The sequence below is a fragment of the Dactylosporangium sp. CS-047395 genome (genome assembly GCF_050942185.1).
Lineage (GTDB): Bacteria > Actinomycetota > Actinomycetes > Mycobacteriales > Micromonosporaceae > Dactylosporangium.
Genome location: NZ_CP192015.1, coordinates 7,507,744 through 7,526,430, shown reverse-complemented (window position 1 = coordinate 7,526,430; position 18,687 = coordinate 7,507,744). Strand labels below are relative to the sequence as shown.

The 18,687-nt window shown below is 73.8% G+C and carries 22 protein-coding genes; 13 read left to right on the top strand and 9 right to left on the bottom strand.

Features of this window, described 5'->3' with window-relative positions; translation table 11 throughout:
• Positions 1–91: 91 nt before the first annotated feature.
• From ACQP00_RS35440 to ACQP00_RS35430, 3 genes are all read right to left on the bottom strand, one after another.
• Entirely contained in the window at positions 92–979 is an 888-nt protein-coding gene (locus ACQP00_RS35440; protein ID WP_433204168.1) for a YunG family protein, read from the bottom strand.
• A gap of 145 nt (positions 980–1,124) precedes the next feature.
• The gene (locus tag ACQP00_RS35435) at positions 1,125–1,427 is read right to left on the bottom strand and encodes a hypothetical protein (protein ID WP_433204165.1); all 303 of its coding nucleotides are present in this window, start codon (positions 1,425–1,427) and stop codon (positions 1,125–1,127) included.
• Positions 1,428–1,438: 11 nt separating this feature from the next.
• On the bottom strand, positions 1,439–1,651 hold the full coding sequence (locus ACQP00_RS35430; protein ID WP_433204162.1) for a PspC domain-containing protein: 213 nt from the start codon (positions 1,649–1,651) through the stop codon (positions 1,439–1,441).
• A 109-nt stretch (positions 1,652–1,760) separates the two neighbouring features.
• Between ACQP00_RS35430 and ACQP00_RS35425 the strand changes: the two genes are divergently transcribed.
• Both ACQP00_RS35425 and ACQP00_RS35420 read left to right on the top strand, forming a co-directional pair.
• Positions 1,761–3,647: a SpoIIE family protein phosphatase gene (locus tag ACQP00_RS35425; protein ID WP_433204159.1), complete on the top strand. Its 1,887-nt coding sequence runs from the start codon at positions 1,761–1,763 to the stop codon at positions 3,645–3,647.
• Positions 3,644–4,552, top strand: a complete 909-nt coding sequence (locus ACQP00_RS35420; RefSeq protein ID WP_433204156.1) for an aminoglycoside phosphotransferase family protein — start codon at positions 3,644–3,646, stop codon at positions 4,550–4,552. The genes ACQP00_RS35425 and ACQP00_RS35420 overlap by 4 nt, the downstream gene beginning before the upstream one ends.
• Here ACQP00_RS35420 and ACQP00_RS35415 read toward each other — a convergent pair.
• Entirely contained in the window at positions 4,542–5,387 is an 846-nt protein-coding gene (locus ACQP00_RS35415; protein ID WP_433224104.1) for an NADP-dependent oxidoreductase, read from the bottom strand. The two genes, ACQP00_RS35420 and ACQP00_RS35415, sit on opposite strands and share 11 nt — an antisense overlap.
• Positions 5,388–5,468: 81 nt before the next feature.
• On the opposite strand from ACQP00_RS35415, the gene ACQP00_RS35410 reads away from it, so the two are divergent.
• The 6 genes from ACQP00_RS35410 to ACQP00_RS35385 all read left to right on the top strand — a co-directional run bounded on the left by ACQP00_RS35410 (position 5,469) and on the right by ACQP00_RS35385 (position 10,265).
• A complete protein-coding gene (locus ACQP00_RS35410; RefSeq protein WP_433204153.1) occupies positions 5,469–6,329 on the top strand; it encodes an AraC family transcriptional regulator in 861 nt (286 codons plus the stop codon).
• Positions 6,330–6,376: 47 nt separating this feature from the next.
• Positions 6,377–6,580: a heavy-metal-associated domain-containing protein gene (locus tag ACQP00_RS35405; RefSeq protein ID WP_433204150.1), complete on the top strand. Its 204-nt coding sequence runs from the start codon at positions 6,377–6,379 to the stop codon at positions 6,578–6,580.
• Between the two features lie 3 nt (positions 6,581–6,583).
• On the top strand, positions 6,584–6,724 hold the full coding sequence (locus tag ACQP00_RS35400; protein WP_433204147.1) for a hypothetical protein: 141 nt from the start codon (positions 6,584–6,586) through the stop codon (positions 6,722–6,724).
• The gene (locus tag ACQP00_RS35395; RefSeq protein ID WP_433204144.1) at positions 6,711–8,852 is read left to right on the top strand and encodes a heavy metal translocating P-type ATPase; all 2,142 of its coding nucleotides are present in this window, start codon (positions 6,711–6,713) and stop codon (positions 8,850–8,852) included. The genes ACQP00_RS35400 and ACQP00_RS35395 overlap by 14 nt, the downstream gene beginning before the upstream one ends.
• 68 nt (positions 8,853–8,920) lie before the next feature.
• Positions 8,921–9,133, top strand: a complete 213-nt coding sequence (locus ACQP00_RS35390) for a hypothetical protein (protein WP_433204142.1) — start codon at positions 8,921–8,923, stop codon at positions 9,131–9,133.
• 28 nt (positions 9,134–9,161) lie between these two features.
• On the top strand, positions 9,162–10,265 hold the full coding sequence (locus ACQP00_RS35385) for a hypothetical protein (RefSeq protein ID WP_433204139.1): 1,104 nt from the start codon (positions 9,162–9,164) through the stop codon (positions 10,263–10,265).
• Here ACQP00_RS35385 and ACQP00_RS35380 read toward each other — a convergent pair.
• Positions 10,250–11,488, bottom strand: a complete 1,239-nt coding sequence (locus ACQP00_RS35380; protein ID WP_433204136.1) for an MFS transporter — start codon at positions 11,486–11,488, stop codon at positions 10,250–10,252. The genes ACQP00_RS35385 and ACQP00_RS35380 overlap by 16 nt on opposite strands.
• A 44-nt stretch (positions 11,489–11,532) precedes the next feature.
• Here ACQP00_RS35380 and ACQP00_RS35375 point away from each other — a divergent pair, with 44 nt between their 5' ends.
• On the top strand, positions 11,533–12,621 hold the full coding sequence (locus ACQP00_RS35375; RefSeq protein WP_433204134.1) for an ROK family protein: 1,089 nt from the start codon (positions 11,533–11,535) through the stop codon (positions 12,619–12,621).
• A gap of 17 nt (positions 12,622–12,638) precedes the next feature.
• Here ACQP00_RS35375 and ACQP00_RS35370 read toward each other — a convergent pair whose 3' ends face one another.
• Both ACQP00_RS35370 and ACQP00_RS35365 read right to left on the bottom strand, forming a co-directional pair.
• Positions 12,639–12,962 (bottom strand): STAS domain-containing protein, encoded by a 324-nt coding sequence (locus ACQP00_RS35370; RefSeq protein WP_433044600.1) that lies wholly within the window; start codon positions 12,960–12,962, stop codon positions 12,639–12,641.
• 93 nt (positions 12,963–13,055) lie between these two features.
• Positions 13,056–13,511, bottom strand: a complete 456-nt coding sequence (locus ACQP00_RS35365; RefSeq protein ID WP_433204131.1) for an ATP-binding protein — start codon at positions 13,509–13,511, stop codon at positions 13,056–13,058.
• A gap of 327 nt (positions 13,512–13,838) precedes the next feature.
• Here ACQP00_RS35365 and ACQP00_RS35360 point away from each other — a divergent pair, with 327 nt between their 5' ends.
• On the top strand, positions 13,839–14,381 hold the full coding sequence (locus tag ACQP00_RS35360) for a DUF6939 family protein (protein WP_433204128.1): 543 nt from the start codon (positions 13,839–13,841) through the stop codon (positions 14,379–14,381).
• A 956-nt stretch (positions 14,382–15,337) separates the two neighbouring features.
• Here the strand turns inward: ACQP00_RS35360 and ACQP00_RS35355 are convergent.
• Positions 15,338–15,751, bottom strand: a complete 414-nt coding sequence (locus ACQP00_RS35355; protein WP_433204126.1) for a hypothetical protein — start codon at positions 15,749–15,751, stop codon at positions 15,338–15,340.
• A 26-nt stretch (positions 15,752–15,777) separates the two neighbouring features.
• Between ACQP00_RS35355 and ACQP00_RS35350 the strand changes: the two genes are divergently transcribed.
• From ACQP00_RS35350 to ACQP00_RS35340, 3 genes are all read left to right on the top strand, one after another.
• Positions 15,778–16,314, top strand: coding sequence for a YciI family protein (locus ACQP00_RS35350; RefSeq protein ID WP_433224102.1), 537 nt, complete (start codon positions 15,778–15,780; stop codon positions 16,312–16,314).
• Positions 16,315–16,497: 183 nt separating this feature from the next.
• Complete coding sequence (locus tag ACQP00_RS35345; RefSeq protein ID WP_433204123.1) at positions 16,498–17,391, top strand: SDR family oxidoreductase; 894 nt, start codon at positions 16,498–16,500, stop codon at positions 17,389–17,391.
• 3 nt (positions 17,392–17,394) lie between these two features.
• A complete protein-coding gene (locus tag ACQP00_RS35340) occupies positions 17,395–18,363 on the top strand; it encodes a helix-turn-helix transcriptional regulator (RefSeq protein WP_433204121.1) in 969 nt (322 codons plus the stop codon).
• On the opposite strand, the gene ACQP00_RS35335 is transcribed toward ACQP00_RS35340, so the two are convergent.
• Positions 18,252–18,686 carry a hypothetical protein gene (locus tag ACQP00_RS35335; protein ID WP_433204118.1) on the bottom strand — a complete coding sequence of 145 codons (435 nt, stop codon included), beginning with the start codon at positions 18,684–18,686 and terminating at the stop codon, positions 18,252–18,254. The genes ACQP00_RS35340 and ACQP00_RS35335 overlap by 112 nt on opposite strands.
• Between the last annotated feature and the right edge of the window lies 1 nt (position 18,687).

The window sequence follows — 18,687 nt, the reverse complement described above, 5'->3', positions numbered from 1 at the left end:
CAGCCCGGACGCACGCCCCGGTCCTCAGCGACGGCGCCGGCCGGACGTACGCCCCGGTAGTTAGTGACGGCGCCGGGGGTGCGACACGACGTCAGGCTGAGGTTGGGCGGCGGGTCGAGGTCTCCGCGCGTACCGGGCTGGCTCGACTGCTTTTGATCAGCGCCTGCAGGCACACCGCGGCCGTCGGCGACAGGTCGGCCGCCGCCAGGTCGTCGGCCAGGATGCCTGCGTCGCCGAGGTCGTGCCGGCCCGCCAGCACGGTCAGCTCGACGTGCGGGGCGCGGCCGGTCACGTCGGGGAGGGTGCCGTGCCAGTGGTGGTGGAGGCGATCGGTGTACTCGATCCCCGCCTCCTCCGCCAAAGCCCGCCGCGCGGCCTCCTCCGCCAGGCCGCGGCGTGCGAAGGCGTTGCCCGGGTCGGTCGATGCGATGCGCGCGGCGGGCAGCGACCACTGGCCCGGTTCGAAGGACGCTGCGATGCGCGCGACCGGCAGCGACCACTGTCCGGGTTCGAAGGCGGCCGTGGGGGAGCGGCGCCGCAGCAGCACCGCGCCCGCCGGGTCGACCAGCAGCGCGAGGGCGAGCCGTAAGGGTTCCCCGGACGGGTCGGCCGCGGGCATCCGCCCCATGCCGGTGAGCACCCGGTGCCGCAGGATCGCGTGCTGGCCCCGGCAGCGTTTCGGCGGGCCCTCCGGCGGGACGACGACCTCGCCCGGGGTCACGACTTCGCCGGGGCGGAACTGGTCGCGGGTCAGGTCGAGCTCGCTGCCGTCGGGCAGGCGGTTCCAGTAGTGGTAGCCGGCCGGCCGGCCGTCCGCGGTGACCCGGCCCAGGAGCAGGTCGCCGCCGAGGACCTCGCGGACCACCAGCGCGGTCACGCCGCACTGGCCGCGGGAGGGGTTGCCGGGGTGCCAGTCGGCGAGATCGGACGGGTCACATGTCTCGGGACCCCAGGAGCGCAACAGGAGGGGGAGCAACATGGCCGCATCATGCCCGAGGGGTACGACAAAAAAGCATCGCCGCAGCTCAAACCGCCTGACCCCGCGCAGAATACGACAAAATCCCCCGTCGGGGTATAAATCCGATATGTCGCGGCGCGCCAGCGCCCGACATATCGCCCAAAACTCACCCAGCAGCGTGCCACTGCCGGAACAGCGCCAGCTTCGCGTCAGCGCGAGCGGCCACAGCCGGACCCAGGGCGTTCGTCTCGGTGAAGAACGCCAGCGCCCCCATCACGTCCCCGCACTCCTCGACGAGCCGCGCCCGCAGGTCGGTGCCGTCGTAGTACTCCGTGCGGCCCGAGGTGCCGACGAGCTTCGCGAGGACCTGCACCAGCTCGCCCGCCTCCTCGGCGAGTTTGGCCAGGCCCGGCCAGGTCGTGGAGCCGATCTCGTACGGGCCGGCCGGGCCGAAGCGCTGCTCATCCACAAGGGACGACCCTAGATCTCCGAGGGCATCAGGATCCACAGGATCGGGTACACGATCAGCTGGCTGCCGGGAATGATCAGCAGCGCCAGGACGAACAGCAGGCGCGCCATCCACGGGTCCAGGCCGAAGCGCCGGCCGAGGCCCGCGCACACGCCGCCGAGGATCCGGCCGTGTGCCGGGCGGACCAGGCCCTGCCGGCGCATCGAGCCGTACACGCTGTCCATGGTCGTCTCCATTCAACGATTGGTGTACCTCCAGCATCGGCGTCGCCGCACCCCAGCCGCATCAGGGACCGCCCTGGCCCAGCCCTGAGACCGTGACAGGATGGGGGTCATGGACGCCGACCCGCTCCGCTCCGCCGTCGAGCAGGCGCCCTTCATCCTGCTCGTGGCCGAGGGGCCCGAGCTGCGCATCGTCGACGTCAGCCGGGTCACGCGGATGCTGCTCGGGGACCGCGACGTCGCCGGGCGGCCGCTGCGGGAGGCGCTCAGCGACCTGACCGGGCAGGGCTGGGTCGACCTGTACGAACAGGTGTACCGCACCGGCACCCCCGCCACCGGCCAGCAGTGGCGGGCCCACATCACGCTGCCCGGCGGGGCCGTCCGCGAGGTGTTCGCCGACTTCAGCATCACGCCCTGGCTCGCCGCGGACGGCTCCAGGCGCGGGGTCATCGGCGGCGGCACCGACGTGACCGGCATCGTCGAGGCGCGGCTGGAGGCCGAGCGGCACGCGGAGGACCTGCAGGAGCAGTACCGGCAGGCCCGGGACGTCGTCGACGCGCTCCAGCAGGCGCTGCTGCCGCGGGGCCTGCCGCTGCTGCCCGACGCCCGGGTCGCGGCCAGCTACCTGCTCGCCGGCGCCGGGGCCGCGGCCGGCGGGGACTGGTTCGACGCGGTACCCCGCCCCGACGGCACCCTCGCGCTCGTCGTCGGCGACGTCGTCGGCCACGGGGTCACCGCGTCCGGGGTCATGGGCCAGCTGCGGGCCGTCCTGCAGGACCGGCTCGACGAGGGCGCGGGCGCGGCCGAGGCGCTCGCGGCGGCCGACCGGTTCGCCCGCCGGGTGCCCGCCGCCCGCGCCGCGACCGTGTGCGTCGCGGTGCTGCACACCGGGAACGGCACCGTCGAGTACTGCACCGCCGGCCACCCACCCCCGCTCCTCGTCACCGCGGCGGGGGAGCCGCGCTACCTCGACCCCTCGGGCGCGGCCCCACTGGGCACCGGCGGCGGCTTCCCGGTCGCGCGGGTCCGGCTCGACGAGGGCGACGTCCTGCTGTTGTACAGCGACGGCATCATCGAACGCCCCGGCCGCACGGTCGCCGCCGCCGCCGAGGAGCTCGCCCGGGTCGCGGCCGACGCCGTCGCCGGACGGGCCCTGCACGCGCCCGACATGAGCCCGGCCGAGCGCGCCTCCACGCAGACCGTCGAGCTGCTGGTGCGCGGCAGCGGGTACCGCGACGACATCACCCTCCTCGCCGCCCAGCGCACGGCGCCGATCGCCCCGATGCACACCACGATCCCGGCCGACCTGACCAGGCTCGGCGCCCTGCGCAAGACGTTCGGCGCCTGGCTGGAGGCGGTCGCGGCCACCGGCGAGGACGCGTTCGCGCTGCAGCACGCGGTCGGCGAGCTGGTCACCAACGCCGTCGAGCACTCGCCGAAGGACGGCACGGTGCGGATCGTCGCCCGCCTCACGCCGACCGGCACCGCCGAGGTCACCGTCACGGGCGAAGGCGCCTGGCGCGAGCCGCGGCGGGTCTCCGAGCGCGGCCGCGGGCTGGCCCTGTCCACGCAGCTGGTCGACGAGCTGGATCTTGTCAAATCCGCCGCCGGTACCGTCGCCACGCTCCGCCACCGCGTCTCCCGCCCGGCCGCGCTGCTGGGGGCGTCGGTCCCCGGTCCGGCCACGCGCTTCGCGGACGACGCCCCGGACATGTCCATTGTGGACAACGACGGCGACGGCGGGCTCGCGGTGGCGGGCCCGATCGACGCGACCACCGCCGACCGGCTGCGGCACGAGCTGCTGTACCGCTCCCGCGGCGGCACCGTCCCGCTCACCGTCGACCTGTCCGGGGTGACCCACCTGGCCAGCGCCGGGGTCGCCACCCTGCACGCGATCGCGGCCCGGCACCGCGCCAACGACACCGCCCTGACCCTCCTGGCCCCGCCCGGCAGCCCGGCCCGTCACGTGCTGGCCCTCGTGGCCCTGCCGTACGCATGATCACGAAGACGCTGCGCCGCAACGTGACCGGCGCCTGGGGCGAGGCCGGCGCCCGCTGGCTCGACGCGCTGCCGGCCACGATCGAGACGGTGGCGGAGGACTGGGGCCTCACCGTCGGCGAACCGTTCGACCTGACGTTCCACTACGTCGCGCCGGCCGTCACCGCCGTCGGCGACCCCGTCGTGCTCAAGCTCGGCGTCCCGGAGGCGGACTCGATCACCGAGGAGTCGCGGGCGCTGGCGGCGTTCGGCGGGCGTGGCGCGGTACACCTGCTGCGGTTGGAACCGGAGCGCGGCGCCATGCTGATCGAGCGCGCCGACCCCGGGGTGCGGGCCCGGGACCTGCCGGAGGCCGAGGCGCTCGCGGCCGTCGTGTCCGTCATGCGCGAGCTGCACGTGCCGGGCGACGCGCTGCCCGACGTCGTGGCCCAGGCGCGCGCGTTCGACGCGCACCTCGAGCGGTTCCCCGGCGACGACCCGCTGCCGCGCGCGTTCGTCGCCACCGCCGCCGGGCTGATGCGCGAGCTGTCCGCGTCGGCCCCGGCCCGTGTGCTCCTGCACGGCGACCTGCACCACGACAACGTGCTGTCGGCCCGGCGCTCCCCGTGGCTGGCGATCGACCCGCACGGCGTCAGCGGCGACCCCGGGTACGAGATCGGCTCCTGGCTCTTCAACCCGGAGCCCGACGTCCGCGACCCGGCGCTGCTGGCCCTGGTGCCCGCCCGCCTGGAGCGGTTCGCCGCCGCGCTGGACCAGCCCCTCGACCGCCTGGCCGCGTGGGGCTTCGTCAAGGCCGTCATGTCCGACGTGTGGACCGCCGAGAACTGGAACCCGGGCGACACCTGGAGCCCGGCGAGCCGCGCCCTGGACGTGGCGACGCTGCTGCACCGCCGCTTCAGATTCTGAGCACCGTCTTGCCGCGCAGCCGGCCCGCCTCGGCCTCCCGGTGCACGTCCGGCAGCTCGGCGAGGGGCCGCACGGCCGCGATGTCGAGCCGCACCGCGCCGGCGTCGACCAGCCGCACCAGCGCCGCCAGGTCCGCCGGGTCGTTGCGTACCACGAAATGCACGCCCGGCGCCGGCAGCCGGTCGGTCACCGACACGAGCGCCCCGCCGGGCCGCACGAGCGCGAGCATCCCGTCGCCGCCGCCCGGCACCAGGTGCAGCACCACATCGAAGCGCCCGGACGGCGGCCCGAGCGTGTAGTCGTGCACCGCGTCCGCCCCGTGCGCCCGCACCGCCTCGGCACTGCGCGGGCTGGCGGTCGCCGTGACGTGCGCGCCGGCGTGTTTCGCCAGTTGTACCGCGAAGCCGCCGATCCCCCCGCCGCCCCCGTTCACGAGCACCGTCTGCCCGGCCGCGACCCGGCCGTGCTCGAACACCGCCTGCCACGCCGTCACCCCGGCGACCGGCAGGGCCGCCGCGTGCGCGAGCGGCACCGTGGCCGGGGCCGGCACCAGCAGCGCCGGGTCGGCCACCGCGAATCCGGCCGCCGCGCCCCCGTCGACCCGCCCCACCACCCGCGCGCCGGTGCCCTCCACGGTCCCGGCCAGGTCCCAGCCGAGCGTGTACGGCAGCGCCGGCTCGACCACCCCGCGCAGCCGGCCGTTGCGCAGCCCGACCTCCGACGGGTTGAACGACGTCCCGGCGACCCTGACGAGGACCTCCCCGCCGGTCGGCACCGGCGCCGGGATGTCGTCGAGCCGCAGGACGGAGGCGTCCCCATAGCCGTGCATCCGCATCGCCTTCACGCAGGCCAACCTACGGCCGGCCCGGTCCGCCGCCCATGCGTGCGCGTCCCCGGGGCATACGATCGCGTCTCGATGGACGTGCTGAGCGATGCCGTGACGGCGCTGCGCACCGGGCGGCCGGTCGCCACCACGATGGCGTGGCGGGCGCCGTGGGGGCAGCGCTTCGCCACCGTGCCGGGGGCGGTCGGCATCCAGGTCGTGGTGCGCGGCGACTGCTGGCTGCTGCCCGAGGACGGCCCGCCGCTCCACCTGGACACCGGCGACGTGGTGCTGCTGACCGACGGCCGCGGCCACGCCCTCGCCGACGACCCCGCGACCCCGCTGCGCCCCTGCGCGAACGCAGTGGAGCGCGAACCCCAGGACGACGGGCCCGTGCGGGTTCTGTGCGCCGCGTACGAGCTGAACGGCCTGCGCACCCACCCGCTCCTGCGCGCCGTGCCCGACCGCGTCCACCTGGCCGGCGGCCCCACGCTGCGCACGGTCATCGAGCTGCTGGACGCCGAGCTCGCGACGGAGCACAGCCCGGCCGGGATCGGCGTCACCGCGCTGCTCGACCTGCTGTTCCTGCACACCCTGCGGGCCTGGTCGGAGCGGGACGGCGAGCCCGGCGCCCTCGCCGACCCGGCCGTGCGCGCCGCGCTGGACGCCATCCACGCCGACCCCGGGCACCCGTGGACCGTCGCCGCCCTGGCCGCGCGGGGCGGGCTGTCGCGGGCGCCGTTCGCGAAGCGGTTCGCCGCGCTGACCGGGCGACCGCCGCTGTCGTACCTCACGTGGTGGCGCCTCACGCTCGCCGCCCGCCTGCTGCGCGAGTCGGACGCGCCCCTGCGCGCGGTGGCCCGGCGCGTCGGCTACGGCTCCGAGTTCGCGTTCGCGGCCGCGTTCAAGCGGCACTTCGGCACCGCGCCCGGTTTCTTCCGCCGGGGGACGTGACCCATCTCGCTTGTCGGGTATACCCCCTGGGGGTTTACGATGAGGGCATGGAGACGATCTACAGCGTGACCGGGATGACCTGTCAGCACTGCGTGAACGCGGTGACGGAGGAGCTGCGGGGCCTCGACGGCGTCTCCGGGGTGCGGGTCGACCTGCCCACCGGCAGCGTCACCGTCACCAGTGTCCGCCCGCTCGACCCCGCCGCGGTGCGTGCCGCCGTCGACGAGGCCGGCTACGCGGTGGCGGCCTGAGGCATGCGCCGGCTCGCCGCGTACGCCGCCGTGCTGGTCGCCGTCTTCGCGCTCGCCTTCGGTGCCGGCCGCCTCGTCCGGCCGGACGCGCCGCCACCGCCGCCGGTCCAGCACGAGATGGGCTCCCACGATGCAGCGGATTGAGCTGAACATCGGCGGGATGACCTGCGCGTCCTGCGCCATGCGGGTCGAGCGGAAGCTGAACCGGATGGACGGCGTCACCGCGTCGGTGAACTACGCGACCGAGACCGCCAGCGTCCAGTACGCGGACCCCGTCACACGAGCCGACCTCGTCGCCACCGTCGAGCGGACCGGCTACACCGCCGCCGCGGTGGAAAGGCCGCCCAACGACGGCACCCGGCTGCTGGTCACCGCCGCCCTGAGCGTGCCCGTCATCCTCCTGGCCATGGTCCCGGCCTGGCAGTTCACCAACTGGCAGTGGGTCTCCCTGGCCCTCGCCACGCCCGTCGTGGCCTACGGCGGCCGGCCGTTCCACCGGGCCGCGTTCGTCAACCTCCGGCACGCCGCCGCCACCATGGACACCCTGATCTCGGTCGGCACCCTGGCCGCGTTCGGCTGGTCCGTCTGGGCCCTGTTCCTCGGTACCGCCGGCGAGCCCGGCATGACGCACCCGTTCACGTTCGCCATCGAGCGCACCGACGGCAGCGGCGACATCTACCTCGAGGCCGCCGCCGGCGTGACCCTGTTCCTGCTGGCCGGACGGTACTTCGAGGCCCGCGCCAAGCGCCGGGCCGGCTCCGCGCTGCGCATGGTCCTGGAGCTCGGGGCCAAGGACGTCACGGTGCTGCGCGACGGCCGCGAAAACCGGATAAAAATACAAGACCTCCATGTCGGGGACCGGTTCGTGGTCCGGCCCGGCGAGAAGATCGCCACCGACGGCGTCGTCGAGGAGGGCAGCTCCGCCGTCGACGCGAGCCTGCTCACCGGCGAGTCCGTCCCCGTCGAGGTCGGACCGGGCGCCACGGTGACCGGCGCGACCGTCAACGCCGGCGGGCGCCTGGTCGTGCGGGCCACCCGGGTCGGCGCCGACACCCAGCTGGCCCGGATGGCCGACCTGGTCCGGCAGGCGCAGAGCGGCAAGGCGGCCGTGCAGCGCCTCGCCGACCGGATCTCCGCCGTGTTCGTCCCGGTCGTCATCGCGCTGGCGGTGGCCACGCTGGGCTTCCGGCTCGGCTCCGGCGGCGGCACCACGGCCGCGTTCACCGCCGCCGTCGCCGTGCTCATCATCGCCTGCCCGTGCGCCCTGGGCCTGGCCACGCCGACCGCCCTGCTCGTCGGCACCGGCCGCGGCGCCCAGCTCGGCGTGCTCATCAAGGGCCCCGAGATCCTGGAGCAGACCCGGCGGGTCGACACGATCGTGCTGGACAAGACCGGCACCGTCACCACCGGCCGCCTCGCGCTGACCGCCGTCGTCCCGGCCGAGGGCGAGGACGCGGACGAGGTGCTGCGGCTGGCCGGCGCCGTGGAGCACGCCTCGGAGCACCCGGTCGCGCAGGCGGTCGCCCGGGCCGCTTTCCATGCTTCGGGTGTACTGCCCGAGCTCACCGACTTCCGCAACGTCCCCGGCCTGGGGGTGCAGGGCACGGTCGCGGGCCGGACGGTGCTCGTCGGGCGCGCCGGCCTGCTGCGCGCCCACGGCATCGACACGGACGCCGAGGGCATTCTCGTCGCGTGGGACGGCGCGGTGCGCGGTTCGCTGCGGGTCGAGGACTCGGTGAAACCGTCCAGCGCACAGGCGGTACACCTGCTGCGTGGTCTTGGTCTGCGACCCGTCCTGTTGACCGGGGACGCGCCCGGGGTGGCCCGGGCGGTGGCCGCCGAGGTGGGCATCGACGACGTCATCGCCGGCGTGCTGCCCGAGGGCAAGGTCGCAGCGGTGCGCGAGCTGCAGGCGCGGGGCCGGGTGGTGGCGATGGTCGGCGACGGCGTGAACGACGCGGCCGCGCTGGCCCAGGCCGACCTCGGGCTGGCCATGGGCACCGGCACCGACGCCGCGATCGAGGCCGCGGACCTCACCCTGGTCCGGCCCGACCTGCTCGCCGCCGTCGACGCCATCCGGCTCGCCCGCTCGACGCTCGGGACCATCCGCGGGAACCTGTTCTGGGCGTTCGCGTACAACGTGGTCGGGCTGCCGGTAGCCGCGGCCGGGCTGCTCAACCCGATGCTGGCCGGGGCCGCGATGGCGCTGTCCTCGGTGTTCGTGGTGGCCAACAGCCTGCGGCTGCGCGCGTTCCGCTCCGTCGCGCCCTGATCGAATTACACGCCTGTAGTTGTTGATCTCGTCTTTGCGCAGGTCAGGGCGCGAAGTAGCCTCGCTGGGTGAAGGTCATCGGCGCGATGCAGACGCCCGGCGGCGACTGGCGCGTCGAGGTGGTGCGGCATCCGAGCGGGTCGCGGTGGTACCGCCTGATTCATCACGACAACGCCGTCGACTTTTTGACGATCGGCCGGGTCTCGCAGCTGTTGGCGCAGGCCGGGGTCGACATGGCCGAGCTCGTGGAGGTGGACACCCCGTCCGCGCGCGCCAGCTGATGTTGGTCCCAGGCGCTATTTTGTGGTGGTGTCCGATCCTCAGCATCCGAGCTTCCTGACGCGACTGCGCGCCGGGCTGGCCGGGGAGCGGGACACCGTCTACCTCGAGGCGCTGCGCACGGCCGGCCGGGCCGCCTACGACGAGATCCTCGCCGCCGACCAGCTCCGCGAGCAGCTGCCCAACCTGTGGAGCGCGCCCCCGGCGGCCGCGAGCTACCTGCTCGCCTCCTGGAACGCGTTCGTGCTGCAGACCCTCGGCGAGACTTTCCTCGACGCCGACTACGCCGCCCGGCCAGGTACCGCCGGCTACGTGCCCGCCGTCACCTACGACCAGGCCGCGGCCTGGCTGCACGCGGTGGGGGACTGGGTGTCGCGGGCGCGGCAGGCGCGGGCCAACCCGGAGTACGACATCGCCATGCACACCGTGCTCCCGGCGCCGCTGCCGGCCTGGGCCGAGGTGTTCACCTGCCCGCCCGAGCACCTCACCGCGCTGCAGGCGGCCGTGGCGCCGGTGCGCGAGCACGTCGAGGTGGCGCTGCACGCGCTGACCCGCACGGGCGTGCCGCCGCAGTTCGAGTCGGCGGTGAACCGGCTGCACCAGGACGCCGCCGCGGCCGCGGCCGCCGTGGACTACGCGGCCGGGCTGCGCACCGGGCGGCACCACGCCGGGCTGCACGAGCTCATCGAGCAGAACCTCAAGCGGGCCCTGGAGCTGTGGTTCCGGGTCGGGCAGCTGGCCGCGATGCCGTCGCTGCTGGGCGGCCCGCGCTTCGACGTGTGGTGCATGACCGACCGGGCCACCCTGAACCGCTGGAAGCAGGACCCGCACGCCCGGCACGCCCTGGTCGAGATGTGGCGCACCGACCCCAACCCGGCCGCGACCCTGGCCATCCAGGCCCAGATCGACACCTGCCTGCAGACCGGCGAGGTCTGGTACCACGTGCCGAAGCAGGGCGACACCTGCTACTTCGAGCCGCCGTACTCGCCGCTGTACGAGGTGCGCCGGCCCGTGCGCATCTACGGCATCGCGATGCGGCCGGGCACCCAGTTCGCGGTCCGCGGCGGCGCCCACCGCGGCCTGGTCCTGGGCCCGTTCCGGCCCACCGGCCGGGTCCGCTACCGGACCGTCTGAAGCTGCCGCCCGGCCGTCTCGCGGCCGCGCTTGCGGGCCTCCAGGCCGAAGCTCGCCGCCGCCAGGACCAGGCCGAGCGCGCCCAGGCCGACGCCGACCCAGCTCGGCGCGGTGTACCCCCAGCCGGCCGCGATCACCGCCCCGCCCAGCGCCGCGCCCAGGCTGTTGGCGATGTTCATCGCCGACTGGTTCACCGCCGCGCCCATGAGCTGGGCCTGCGGCGCCACCCCGATCAGCCGGGCCTGCATCGCCGGGCCGAGGAACAGGCCGGTGGCGCCGATGATGAACGCCCCGGCGAACAGCGTGTACCGGTTGTGGGCCAGCACCGCGAACAGCGCCATGGCCACGATGAACACCACGAAGCCGCTGAGCACGCTGCGGCGCAGGTTGCGGTCGGAGGCCCAGCCGCCCAGCGCGTTGCCGACGGTCATGCCCGCGCCGACCGCGACCAGCACCCACGGCACCGCGCTCGCGCCCAGCCCGGCCACGTGCGTGGTCACCGGCGCGATGTAGCTGTCGATGGCGAAGAACCCGCCGAAGCCCACCGCGCCGGTCAGCGCGACCAGCCACACCTGCGGGCTGCGGAACGCGCGCAGCTCGGCCCGCGGCGAGCCGGTCGGGTCGGCGGGCTGGTGCGGCACGGTGAGCGCGACGAACGCGAGGGTGAGGGCGAACATGGCGGCGATCACGAGGTACGCGACGCGCCAGCCCGCCGCCTGCCCGAGCCGCGTGATGAGCGGGACGCCGATCACGTTGGCCGCGGTGAGCCCGCCGAGGACCGCGGCGAAGCCCTTGGCGTGGCTGCCGGGGCCGAGGATGGCCGCCGCGACCAGCCCGGCCGCGCCGAAATAGGCCCCGTGCGGGAGGGCGGCCACGAACCGCGCCACCAGGACGAGCCAGAAGCCAGGAGCGAGGGCGGATGCGACGGTACCGAATGTGAAGAGCGCCAGCAGCGCCACGACCAGCGTCTTGCGGGGCAGCCGGGCGGTCAGCGCGGCGATCGTGGGCGCCCCGACGACGACGCCCAGCGCGTACGCGGTGATCATCCAGCCGCCGTGCGCGACGGCCTTCGACGACGACTGCGCCCACAGGCCGGGCAGCAGGTCGCGGGAGATGTCGGGCAGCAGGCCCATGGCCACGAACTCGGTCAGGCCGATGCCGAAGCCGCCCAGCGACAGGGCGAGCAGCGCGGTCCAGCGGCGTACCGGGGTCAGGTCATGCACGGGGGACAGTTTAGCAACGCTGTTGCGTTATAGACTGTGTGGCCATGGACACGCCCGGCGCCGGCCTCGGTTACTTGCGCGGGTACAACGACGCGCTCGTCGTCGGCCTCGCCCGCACGACGCCCGACTTCGACCGGGCCGCGATCGCCGCCGCCACCGGCCTCACCCCGCAGGCGGTGTCGAAGGTGCTCGCCCGGCTGGCCGGCGCGGGGCTGATCGAGCCGGCCGGGGTACGCCGCCGGGGCGTGGGCAAACCGGCCACCATCTACCGGATCGTGGCCGCGAGCCGGTACGCGATCGGCGTGCACGTCGCCCGCACCGGCGTGCGGCTCGTCCTCACCGACCTGCTGGGCACCGTCCTGGCCGGCGCACTTGCTCCGCTGCCCGCGGACTTCACGCCCGACGACCTGCTCGCCGCGATCGCCGCCGCGCGCGCCGAACTGCTGCGGCAGGAGCCGGTGGACCCGGCGCGGATTCTCGGCCTGGGGCTCGGCATGGTGGGGCCGCTCGACCACGCCAACGGGATCGTGCGGGACGCGCACCGGCTCCGCCACTGGCACGACGTCCCGCTGCGGGCGCTGGCGGCCGATCGGCTGGGTCTGGCGGTACACCTGGACAAGGACGTCACCGCGGGTGTGACCGCCGAGGCGTGGCGACGCGGGGCCGGCTTCCGCGACGGGGTGCTCATCATGGTCGAGTCCGGCATCGGGGCCGGGCTGTGGCTGGGCGGCGCCGCATACCGGGGCGCGCACACCAACGCCGGCGAGTTCGGGCACACCGTGGTGCAGTTCGACGGCCCGCCGTGCGTGTGCGGGCGGCACGGGTGCCTGGAGGTCCTGCACGACACGGCCGTGGCCGCCGGGGACGTGCCGCGGGCGGCCCGGCTGCTCGGCGTCGGGGTGGTGAACCTGCTGCAGACCACCGATGTGGACCACGTCGTGCTCGCCGGCGCCGATCTGCTGCGGCACCGGGAGGTCTACGTCGACGCGGTTTCGGCGGCGGTACGGCGTGATGTCCCGCGCGCCGACTGGCTCACGGTGTCGGTGTCCGTGTCGGCGCTGGGCCCCGACGTGATCGCGGCCGGGGCGGCGATGCAGGTGCTGAACGCCGCCTACGGCCCGCCTTTGCTGTGACGCTGCTTCGGTGGTGTTTACGCTGCGGCGGTCAGCGAGCTGTGGATGGTGAACACCCGGTCGAGGCCGGTGATCTGGAAGATGCGCAGCAGCCGAGCGTGCGGGATCACCAGCTCGACGACGCCGCCGGCTTCGGCGAGCCGCTTGTGCACGCTGATCAGCACCCCGAGCGTCGTCGAGTCGAGAAACCCGACGTCACTGAGGTCGACGATGAGCGTGCTCGCCCCGTCGTCCACGATCTTGTGCAGGTAGGCCCGCAGCTCCGGGGCGGTGGCGACGTCCAGCTCGCCGCTCGCCGTGACCACGGCGCGCGACCCCTCCACTGTCGAGGTGACCTGCATCGGCGTCCCGCCCCTTCGTATATGTGTGTTCGATTCGTGCACAGGATGTGCATTCGGCCGTTCGTTCGGGCAAGCATACGTCCGAACGGCCGATTACTCTCGTCCAGCCGGGTCCCACGCAAGGTGTTTACTGAATCGCACCAGCGTCCCCGTGTCCTCGACCGAGACCACGTCGAGCTTCTCCACCACAGCGGCCAGAACGTGCAGGCCACGCCCGCCTTCCTGGAGCCGCCCGACCTCCTCGGCGGTCGGCGCCGTCTCCACCGCGGGCACCCGCGCCGGGTTGAATCCGCCCCCGTCGTCGGTGACCTCGATCACGCACTCACCGCCCTCGACGGTGACGTCGATGTGATAGTCACTGGCGAGATTCGCGTGCGAAACAACGTTCCCGCACGCCTCGGTCAGGGCGAGCCGGATATCGTCGCGGCACTCCTGGGTAACGCCGGCCCCGGCGAGAGCCCCGTCCAGCGTCCGCCGGGCCTCCCGCACCAGGGCGGCATCCCGCGGAAGTTCGAGCGAGAACTGCAGGCGCATATCGTGCTGCGACACATCTCCTCCTTCGTTCGCGTCCACCGGCGTACCCACCACACGCACCCCGAAAACCGCGCCGCCCCACCGTCCGTCGCGGCTGCCTTCCCACCGCCCGTCTCGCCCCTCGTTCCCGCGCCGTCCTAGCGCCCGTTTCGGCCTCGTTCTCGCGGTGTCCCAGCGCTCGTTCCGGCGCTTGTTCTCGCGGTGTCCCAGCGCCTGTTTCGGCCCTCCTTCTCGCGGCGTCCCAGCGCTCGATCCCGCGGTGTTCTGATGTCCGTTCCCCGGCGCCGTCGGGTGACCGTCGCACGGCGGGAAAATGTCGTACCTGTGGGGCAGGATCGGGGGATGGAGATTCGGGTCGTGCACCACGGAAGCCGGACGGCGGCGGCCGCGTCGGCCACCGTCGTGGACGTCACCTCACGCGGCCCACACCCCTGGGTGCGTTTCAGCCCGTTCTATCCCCACGGCGGCATCCCGGTCCCATTGACCCCAGGCGTGACGGCCACCTCGGTCGAGGCGATCTGGCAGGCCCTGAAGGTCTTCGCCACCGCCGACGTGGACCGAACCCTCCTCCAGGCAACCCGCATGACCGGCCTGAAACGCACCGTGACCCGCTACGGCCAGGTCCGCGGCCACCGAGCCGGCCTGAACTCCCCCGACCTCCTGGACTACGAAACCGCCCGGCGCCGCATCTACCTCCCGGCGTACCGGCACGTTTTGGACCACAACCTGACCCCAGAACTCGCCCAACTCCGCCGCCTCGCCGCCGCCGGCCCCCTGGCACTGCTGGACTACACCACGAACGGCGACATTTCCAACTTGTCGAAGCCGCTGTCCCACGCCGCCCTGATCCGCCTACACCTCCTGAACGAGTGGCCCACCGGGTGACCGCCTAACGACCCGCCGCCCGGGGTGACAACACACTGCCCCCGCAGCCCGCAGCCCGCAGCCCGCAGCCCGCAGCCCGCAGCCCGCAGCGCACCGCACCGCACCGCACCGCACCGCACCGAGCGCACAACAGGCCGACGTCGGTCAGCGGCGCCATCAGCGGTCGCGCACGGCGTCGACTGTTGATGTGCGTCGGTCAGCGGTGGCGGGCGGCGTCGACTGGCGGTCCGCGTCGGCGAGCGGTGGCGTGCGGCGTCGGCCGGCGGTCCGCGTCGGCCGGCGGTGGCGTGCGGCGAGCGGGCGGCGTCGGCCGGCGGTGGCGTGCGGCGAGCGGGCGGCGTCGGCTGGCGGTGCGCGTCGGTCAGCCGTGGCGTGCGGCTGGCGGTCCGCGTCGGCCGGCGATGGCGTGCGACGGCCGGGCGGCGGTGGCGGCTGGCGGTCGCGTGCGGCGAGCGGGTGGCGTCGGTTGGCGATGCGCGTCGGCGGGCGGCGAGCGTGCGGTGTGGGCCGGCGGTCCGCGTCGGCGGGCGGTGGCCGCTGGCTTTCCGCGTCGGTCAGCGCTGGATGCGGGCGGCGGCTAGCGTTCCGCGTCGGCTGGCGGTGCGCGTCGGCCGACGGTCACGTGCGGCGGGCGGTGTCGCTGGCGGTGCGCGTCGGCTGACGGTCGCGTGCGGCGGGCGGTGTCGGCTGGCGGTGCGCGTCAGTCAGTGGTCGCGTGCGGTGAGCGGCGTCGGCTTGCAGCGGCGGGTGGGGCTCTGCGGAGGCGAGTGGCAGTGGCGGATCGCGAGCGGGGTGCGCGGCGGAGGTGTTCGAGCGGGTGGAGGTCGTGGGCTTCTGTCGGGTGGTCTCGGCAGGGTCTGAGCTCGAGGCCGGCGTTCGAGGTGTGCGGCCCGTGATTTCATGCCCCGCATTCTGCCCCTGGGGTACGACAGTTTTCCGGGGTTGCAGTGTGGGGGTCAGTTGCCGTCGTTGGTGCGGGTGCCGGTGCCGTGGGGGCAGCGGCCGGAGTTGATGATGGTGCCGGTTGTGGCGTCCAGGATGATGAAGGTGTCGTTCTGGACGATGTTCAGGCGGCCGCCTGGGATTGGGGTGCCGGTGCAGTAGCTGGGCAACGGTACTGGTCGGCCTTGGCTGGCGGGGGTTGGCGGGGTGGCGCGAGGGAGCGCTACGGCCAGGGACAGGGTCAGCATGACCAGGATGCGGGCGGTGGCCGTCCGGCGGCCCATCATGGGGCGGGCCCGGTGTGCCGCTGAAGGAGCCGGGGGGTGCTGCGGCGGCAGGGAGGGATCGTCCAGGTCGATGAAGAGTTCCGCGCGGATTGGCTCGACGGCGTGGGGGTCGAGGGGGCGGTCGGCGGGGCCTTCGGTCATCAACGTTCAGCTTAGCCTTGGTGGCGATGTTCTACTTTGTGTACTGCACCGATCGGCCCGGCTCCGGCCCGCTGCGGGAGCGGCTTGTCGAGGAGCACTGGGCGTATATGGACCGGTTTGCCGCTGAGCTGTATGCCCGCGGGCCGACCTTGAGCCCTGACGGGGAGACGGCGACCGGGAGCCTGCACGTCGTTGATCTGCCGTCGGACGCGGCGGCGGAGAGTTTTGCGTTGCTTGAGCCTAATTGGCTGGCCGGGGTGTACGAGTCGGTGGTCGTGTACCGGTTCGAGGATCTGCTCGGGCGGTCGATGTGGGACTTCACCGGACCAGAGGGGGCGCGGTTCCTGGTTGTGGCGCCGGAAAAGCCGGGGACGCCGGGGACTCGTGACGTTCCGATGGCTGAGCAAGACCTGATCGTGCTCGGGCGGCTGCGGTCGCTCGGCGACGGCGCGGTCGTGGGGATCGGGGCCTGCGTGCAAGCCGTCGATGCCGCCGCCGTCGCTGAGATGTTCAGTGGGGGAGTCGTGCGGCCCTGGCGGTTCGGTGGGAGACCAGCGAACTAGCAAACAGAAGACCAGCGAACTCGCAAGCAGAAGAGCAGCGAACTCGCAAACAGAAGAGCAGCGAACTCGCAAACAGAAGAGCAGCGAATTCGCAAGCAGAAGAGCAGCGAACTCGCAAACAGAAGAGCAGCGAGCTAGAAAAGCCGACATGGGTTGTCAGGGTTTGCTGGGACGGTGGCAACCATGACACTCAACGGGAAAGTCGCGCTCGTCGCTGGGGCCACCCGCGGTGCCGGGCGGCAGATTGCGGTGCAGCTGGGAGTGCTCGGCGCCACGGTGTACTGCACCGGCCGCACCACCCGCGCGCAGCAGTCGGAGTACCAGCGGCCCGAAACCATCGAGGAGACGGCCGAGCTCGTCGACGCGGCCGGTGGGCACGGCATCGCGATCCAGGCCGATCACCTGCAGCCGGAGCAGGTCCGGAGCGTGGCCGAGCGGATCGACCGGGAGCACGGGCGGCTCGATGTGCTCGTCAACGATATCTGGGGCGCCGAGGGGATGTTCCCGTGGGACAAGGCGCTCTGGGAGGACGATCTCGACCGCGGGCTGCGGCTGTTGCGGCTGGCGGTCGAGACGCACATCGTCACCAGTCACGCGGTGCTGCCGCTGCTGATCCGGCGACCCGGGGGGCTGGTCGTCGAGATGACGGACGGGACCGAGGAGTACAACCACAGGCGGTACCGTGTCGCCTTCTTCTATGATCTTGCGAAGGCTTCGGTGCACCGGATGGCGTTCGCGCTCTCCGAGGAGCTCAAGCCGCACGGCGGGACGGCGGTTTCCGTGACGCCCGGGTTCCTGCGCTCCGAGCTGATGCTGGAGCACTTCGGCGTGACCGAGGCGACGTGGCGGGACGGGATCGACAAGGATCGGCATTTCGCGGTGTCGGAGTCGCCGGTGTACGTCGGGCGTGGGGTGGCCGCGCTCGCCGCCGATCCGGGCAAGGCGCGGTTCAACGGCGGGTCCTTCTCGAGTGCGGATCTCGCGAAGGAGTACGGGGTCACCGACCTCGACGGGACCTCGCCCGACTTCTGGCGGTACGAGGCGGACGGGTTCACGCGGCCCGAGGACTACCGTTAGCCGGTGCGGGTCTCCCGGCTCATCTCCATCGTCCTGCTGCTGCAGTCCGGCGGGTCGCGCACGGCCGCCGAGCTCGCGGCGCAGCTCGAGGTCTCCGAGCGCACGATCTACCGCGACGTCCTGGCCCTGTCGGCGGCGGGGGTGCCCGTCTACGCCGAGCAGGGCCGGGCCGGCGGGTACCGGCTCCTCGACGGGTACCGCACGCGCCTCAACGGCCTGAGTCCCGCCGAGGCCGAGGCGCTGTTCCTGTCGGGGCTGCCCGGCCCGGCCCGCGACATGGGGCTCGGCGAGGCCCTGGCGACCGCGCAGCTCAAGGTGGCCGCGGCGCTGCCCGGGCCGCTGCGGGAGGCGTCCGCGCGGGCCCGGCAGCGCTTCCACCTCGACGCGCCGGGCTGGTTCCGCGACGCCGAGCCGCCGCCGGGCCTGGCCGAGCTGGCCCGGGCGGTGTGGGAGGACCGGATCGTCACGCTCATCTATGGCGGCCGCAAGGGCGACGTGCGGCGCAGCGTCGAGCCGGTCGGGCTGGTGTTGAAGAACGCCGTCTGGTACCTCGTGGGCCGCGCCGAATCCGGCCCGCGCACCTATCGCGTCGACCGGATTCGCGACTGCGACGTCGGCGAGGAGCGCTTCGAGCGCGACGAGGCGTTCGACCTGGCCGAGTTCTGGGCGCGGCGGGCCGCGGAGTTCGAGCGGGCCATGCTGCGCGAGACGGTGACCGTGCGGCTGAGCCCGCACGGCGTGCGGATGCTGCGCTTCGCCGTCGAGGCGGTCGCGTGCCGGGCCGCGCTCGGCGACGCCGGCCCGCCCGGCGCGGACGGCTGGGTCACCGTCGCGCTGCCGGTCGAGTCGGTCCCCGTCGCCTACACCCAGCTGCTGGCCCTCGGCCCCGATGCCGAGGTCGTCGCGCCGGTCGAGCTCCGCGCGCTGCTGGCCGACGCGGCCGAGCGGACGGCGGCGCTGTACCGGCGCTGATGCGACGCGGCCGTGACCAGCAGCGCCCAGCCGTAGCCGCCGGCCGCGAGGGCCCCGGCGCTGACGGTCCCGTGCAGCAGGAGCGCGCTCGTGCCGTACACCGTGATGAGTCCGGCCGCCGCCCACACCGCCGGCAGCGGCACCGCCACCGCGGTCGGCCGGATCAGTGTGAGCAGCAGCGCCCAGGCCGCGAGGGCGGCGCCGAGCACGACGGCCGTGCCGTACCAGGGCAGCCGGAATCCGGCCACGACGAAGGGCACGAGCGCCAGGCAGCCCGCGTACGCGTACCAGCGCACGATTGTCGATGCTTCCCCGATCGCCATA

Excerpts from the sequence above, each read along its gene's own strand:
- ACQP00_RS35405 (WP_433204150.1), top strand. The coding sequence starts at position 6,377 with ATGGAGACGATCTACAGCGTGACCGGGATGACCTGTCAGCACTGCGTG.
- ACQP00_RS35345 (WP_433204123.1), top strand. The coding sequence starts at position 16,498 with ATGACACTCAACGGGAAAGTCGCGCTCGTCGCTGGGGCCACCCGCGGT.
- ACQP00_RS35410 (WP_433204153.1), top strand. The coding sequence starts at position 5,469 with ATGGACGTGCTGAGCGATGCCGTGACGGCGCTGCGCACCGGGCGGCCG.
- ACQP00_RS35355 (WP_433204126.1), bottom strand. The coding sequence starts at position 15,751 with ATGACCGAAGGCCCCGCCGACCGCCCCCTCGACCCCCACGCCGTCGAG.
- ACQP00_RS35400 (WP_433204147.1), top strand. The coding sequence starts at position 6,584 with ATGCGCCGGCTCGCCGCGTACGCCGCCGTGCTGGTCGCCGTCTTCGCG.
- ACQP00_RS35420 (WP_433204156.1), top strand. The coding sequence starts at position 3,644 with ATGATCACGAAGACGCTGCGCCGCAACGTGACCGGCGCCTGGGGCGAG.
- ACQP00_RS35415 (WP_433224104.1), bottom strand. The coding sequence starts at position 5,387 with ATGCGGATGCACGGCTATGGGGACGCCTCCGTCCTGCGGCTCGACGAC.
- ACQP00_RS35360 (WP_433204128.1), top strand. The coding sequence starts at position 13,839 with ATGGAGATTCGGGTCGTGCACCACGGAAGCCGGACGGCGGCGGCCGCG.
- ACQP00_RS35350 (WP_433224102.1), top strand. The coding sequence starts at position 15,778 with ATGTTCTACTTTGTGTACTGCACCGATCGGCCCGGCTCCGGCCCGCTG.
- ACQP00_RS35440 (WP_433204168.1), bottom strand. The coding sequence starts at position 979 with ATGTTGCTCCCCCTCCTGTTGCGCTCCTGGGGTCCCGAGACATGTGAC.
- ACQP00_RS35425 (WP_433204159.1), top strand. The coding sequence starts at position 1,761 with ATGGACGCCGACCCGCTCCGCTCCGCCGTCGAGCAGGCGCCCTTCATC.
- ACQP00_RS35430 (WP_433204162.1), bottom strand. The coding sequence starts at position 1,651 with ATGGACAGCGTGTACGGCTCGATGCGCCGGCAGGGCCTGGTCCGCCCG.
- ACQP00_RS35375 (WP_433204134.1), top strand. The coding sequence starts at position 11,533 with ATGGACACGCCCGGCGCCGGCCTCGGTTACTTGCGCGGGTACAACGAC.
- ACQP00_RS35370 (WP_433044600.1), bottom strand. The coding sequence starts at position 12,962 with ATGCAGGTCACCTCGACAGTGGAGGGGTCGCGCGCCGTGGTCACGGCG.
- ACQP00_RS35335 (WP_433204118.1), bottom strand. The coding sequence starts at position 18,686 with ATGGCGATCGGGGAAGCATCGACAATCGTGCGCTGGTACGCGTACGCG.
- ACQP00_RS35395 (WP_433204144.1), top strand. The coding sequence starts at position 6,711 with ATGCAGCGGATTGAGCTGAACATCGGCGGGATGACCTGCGCGTCCTGC.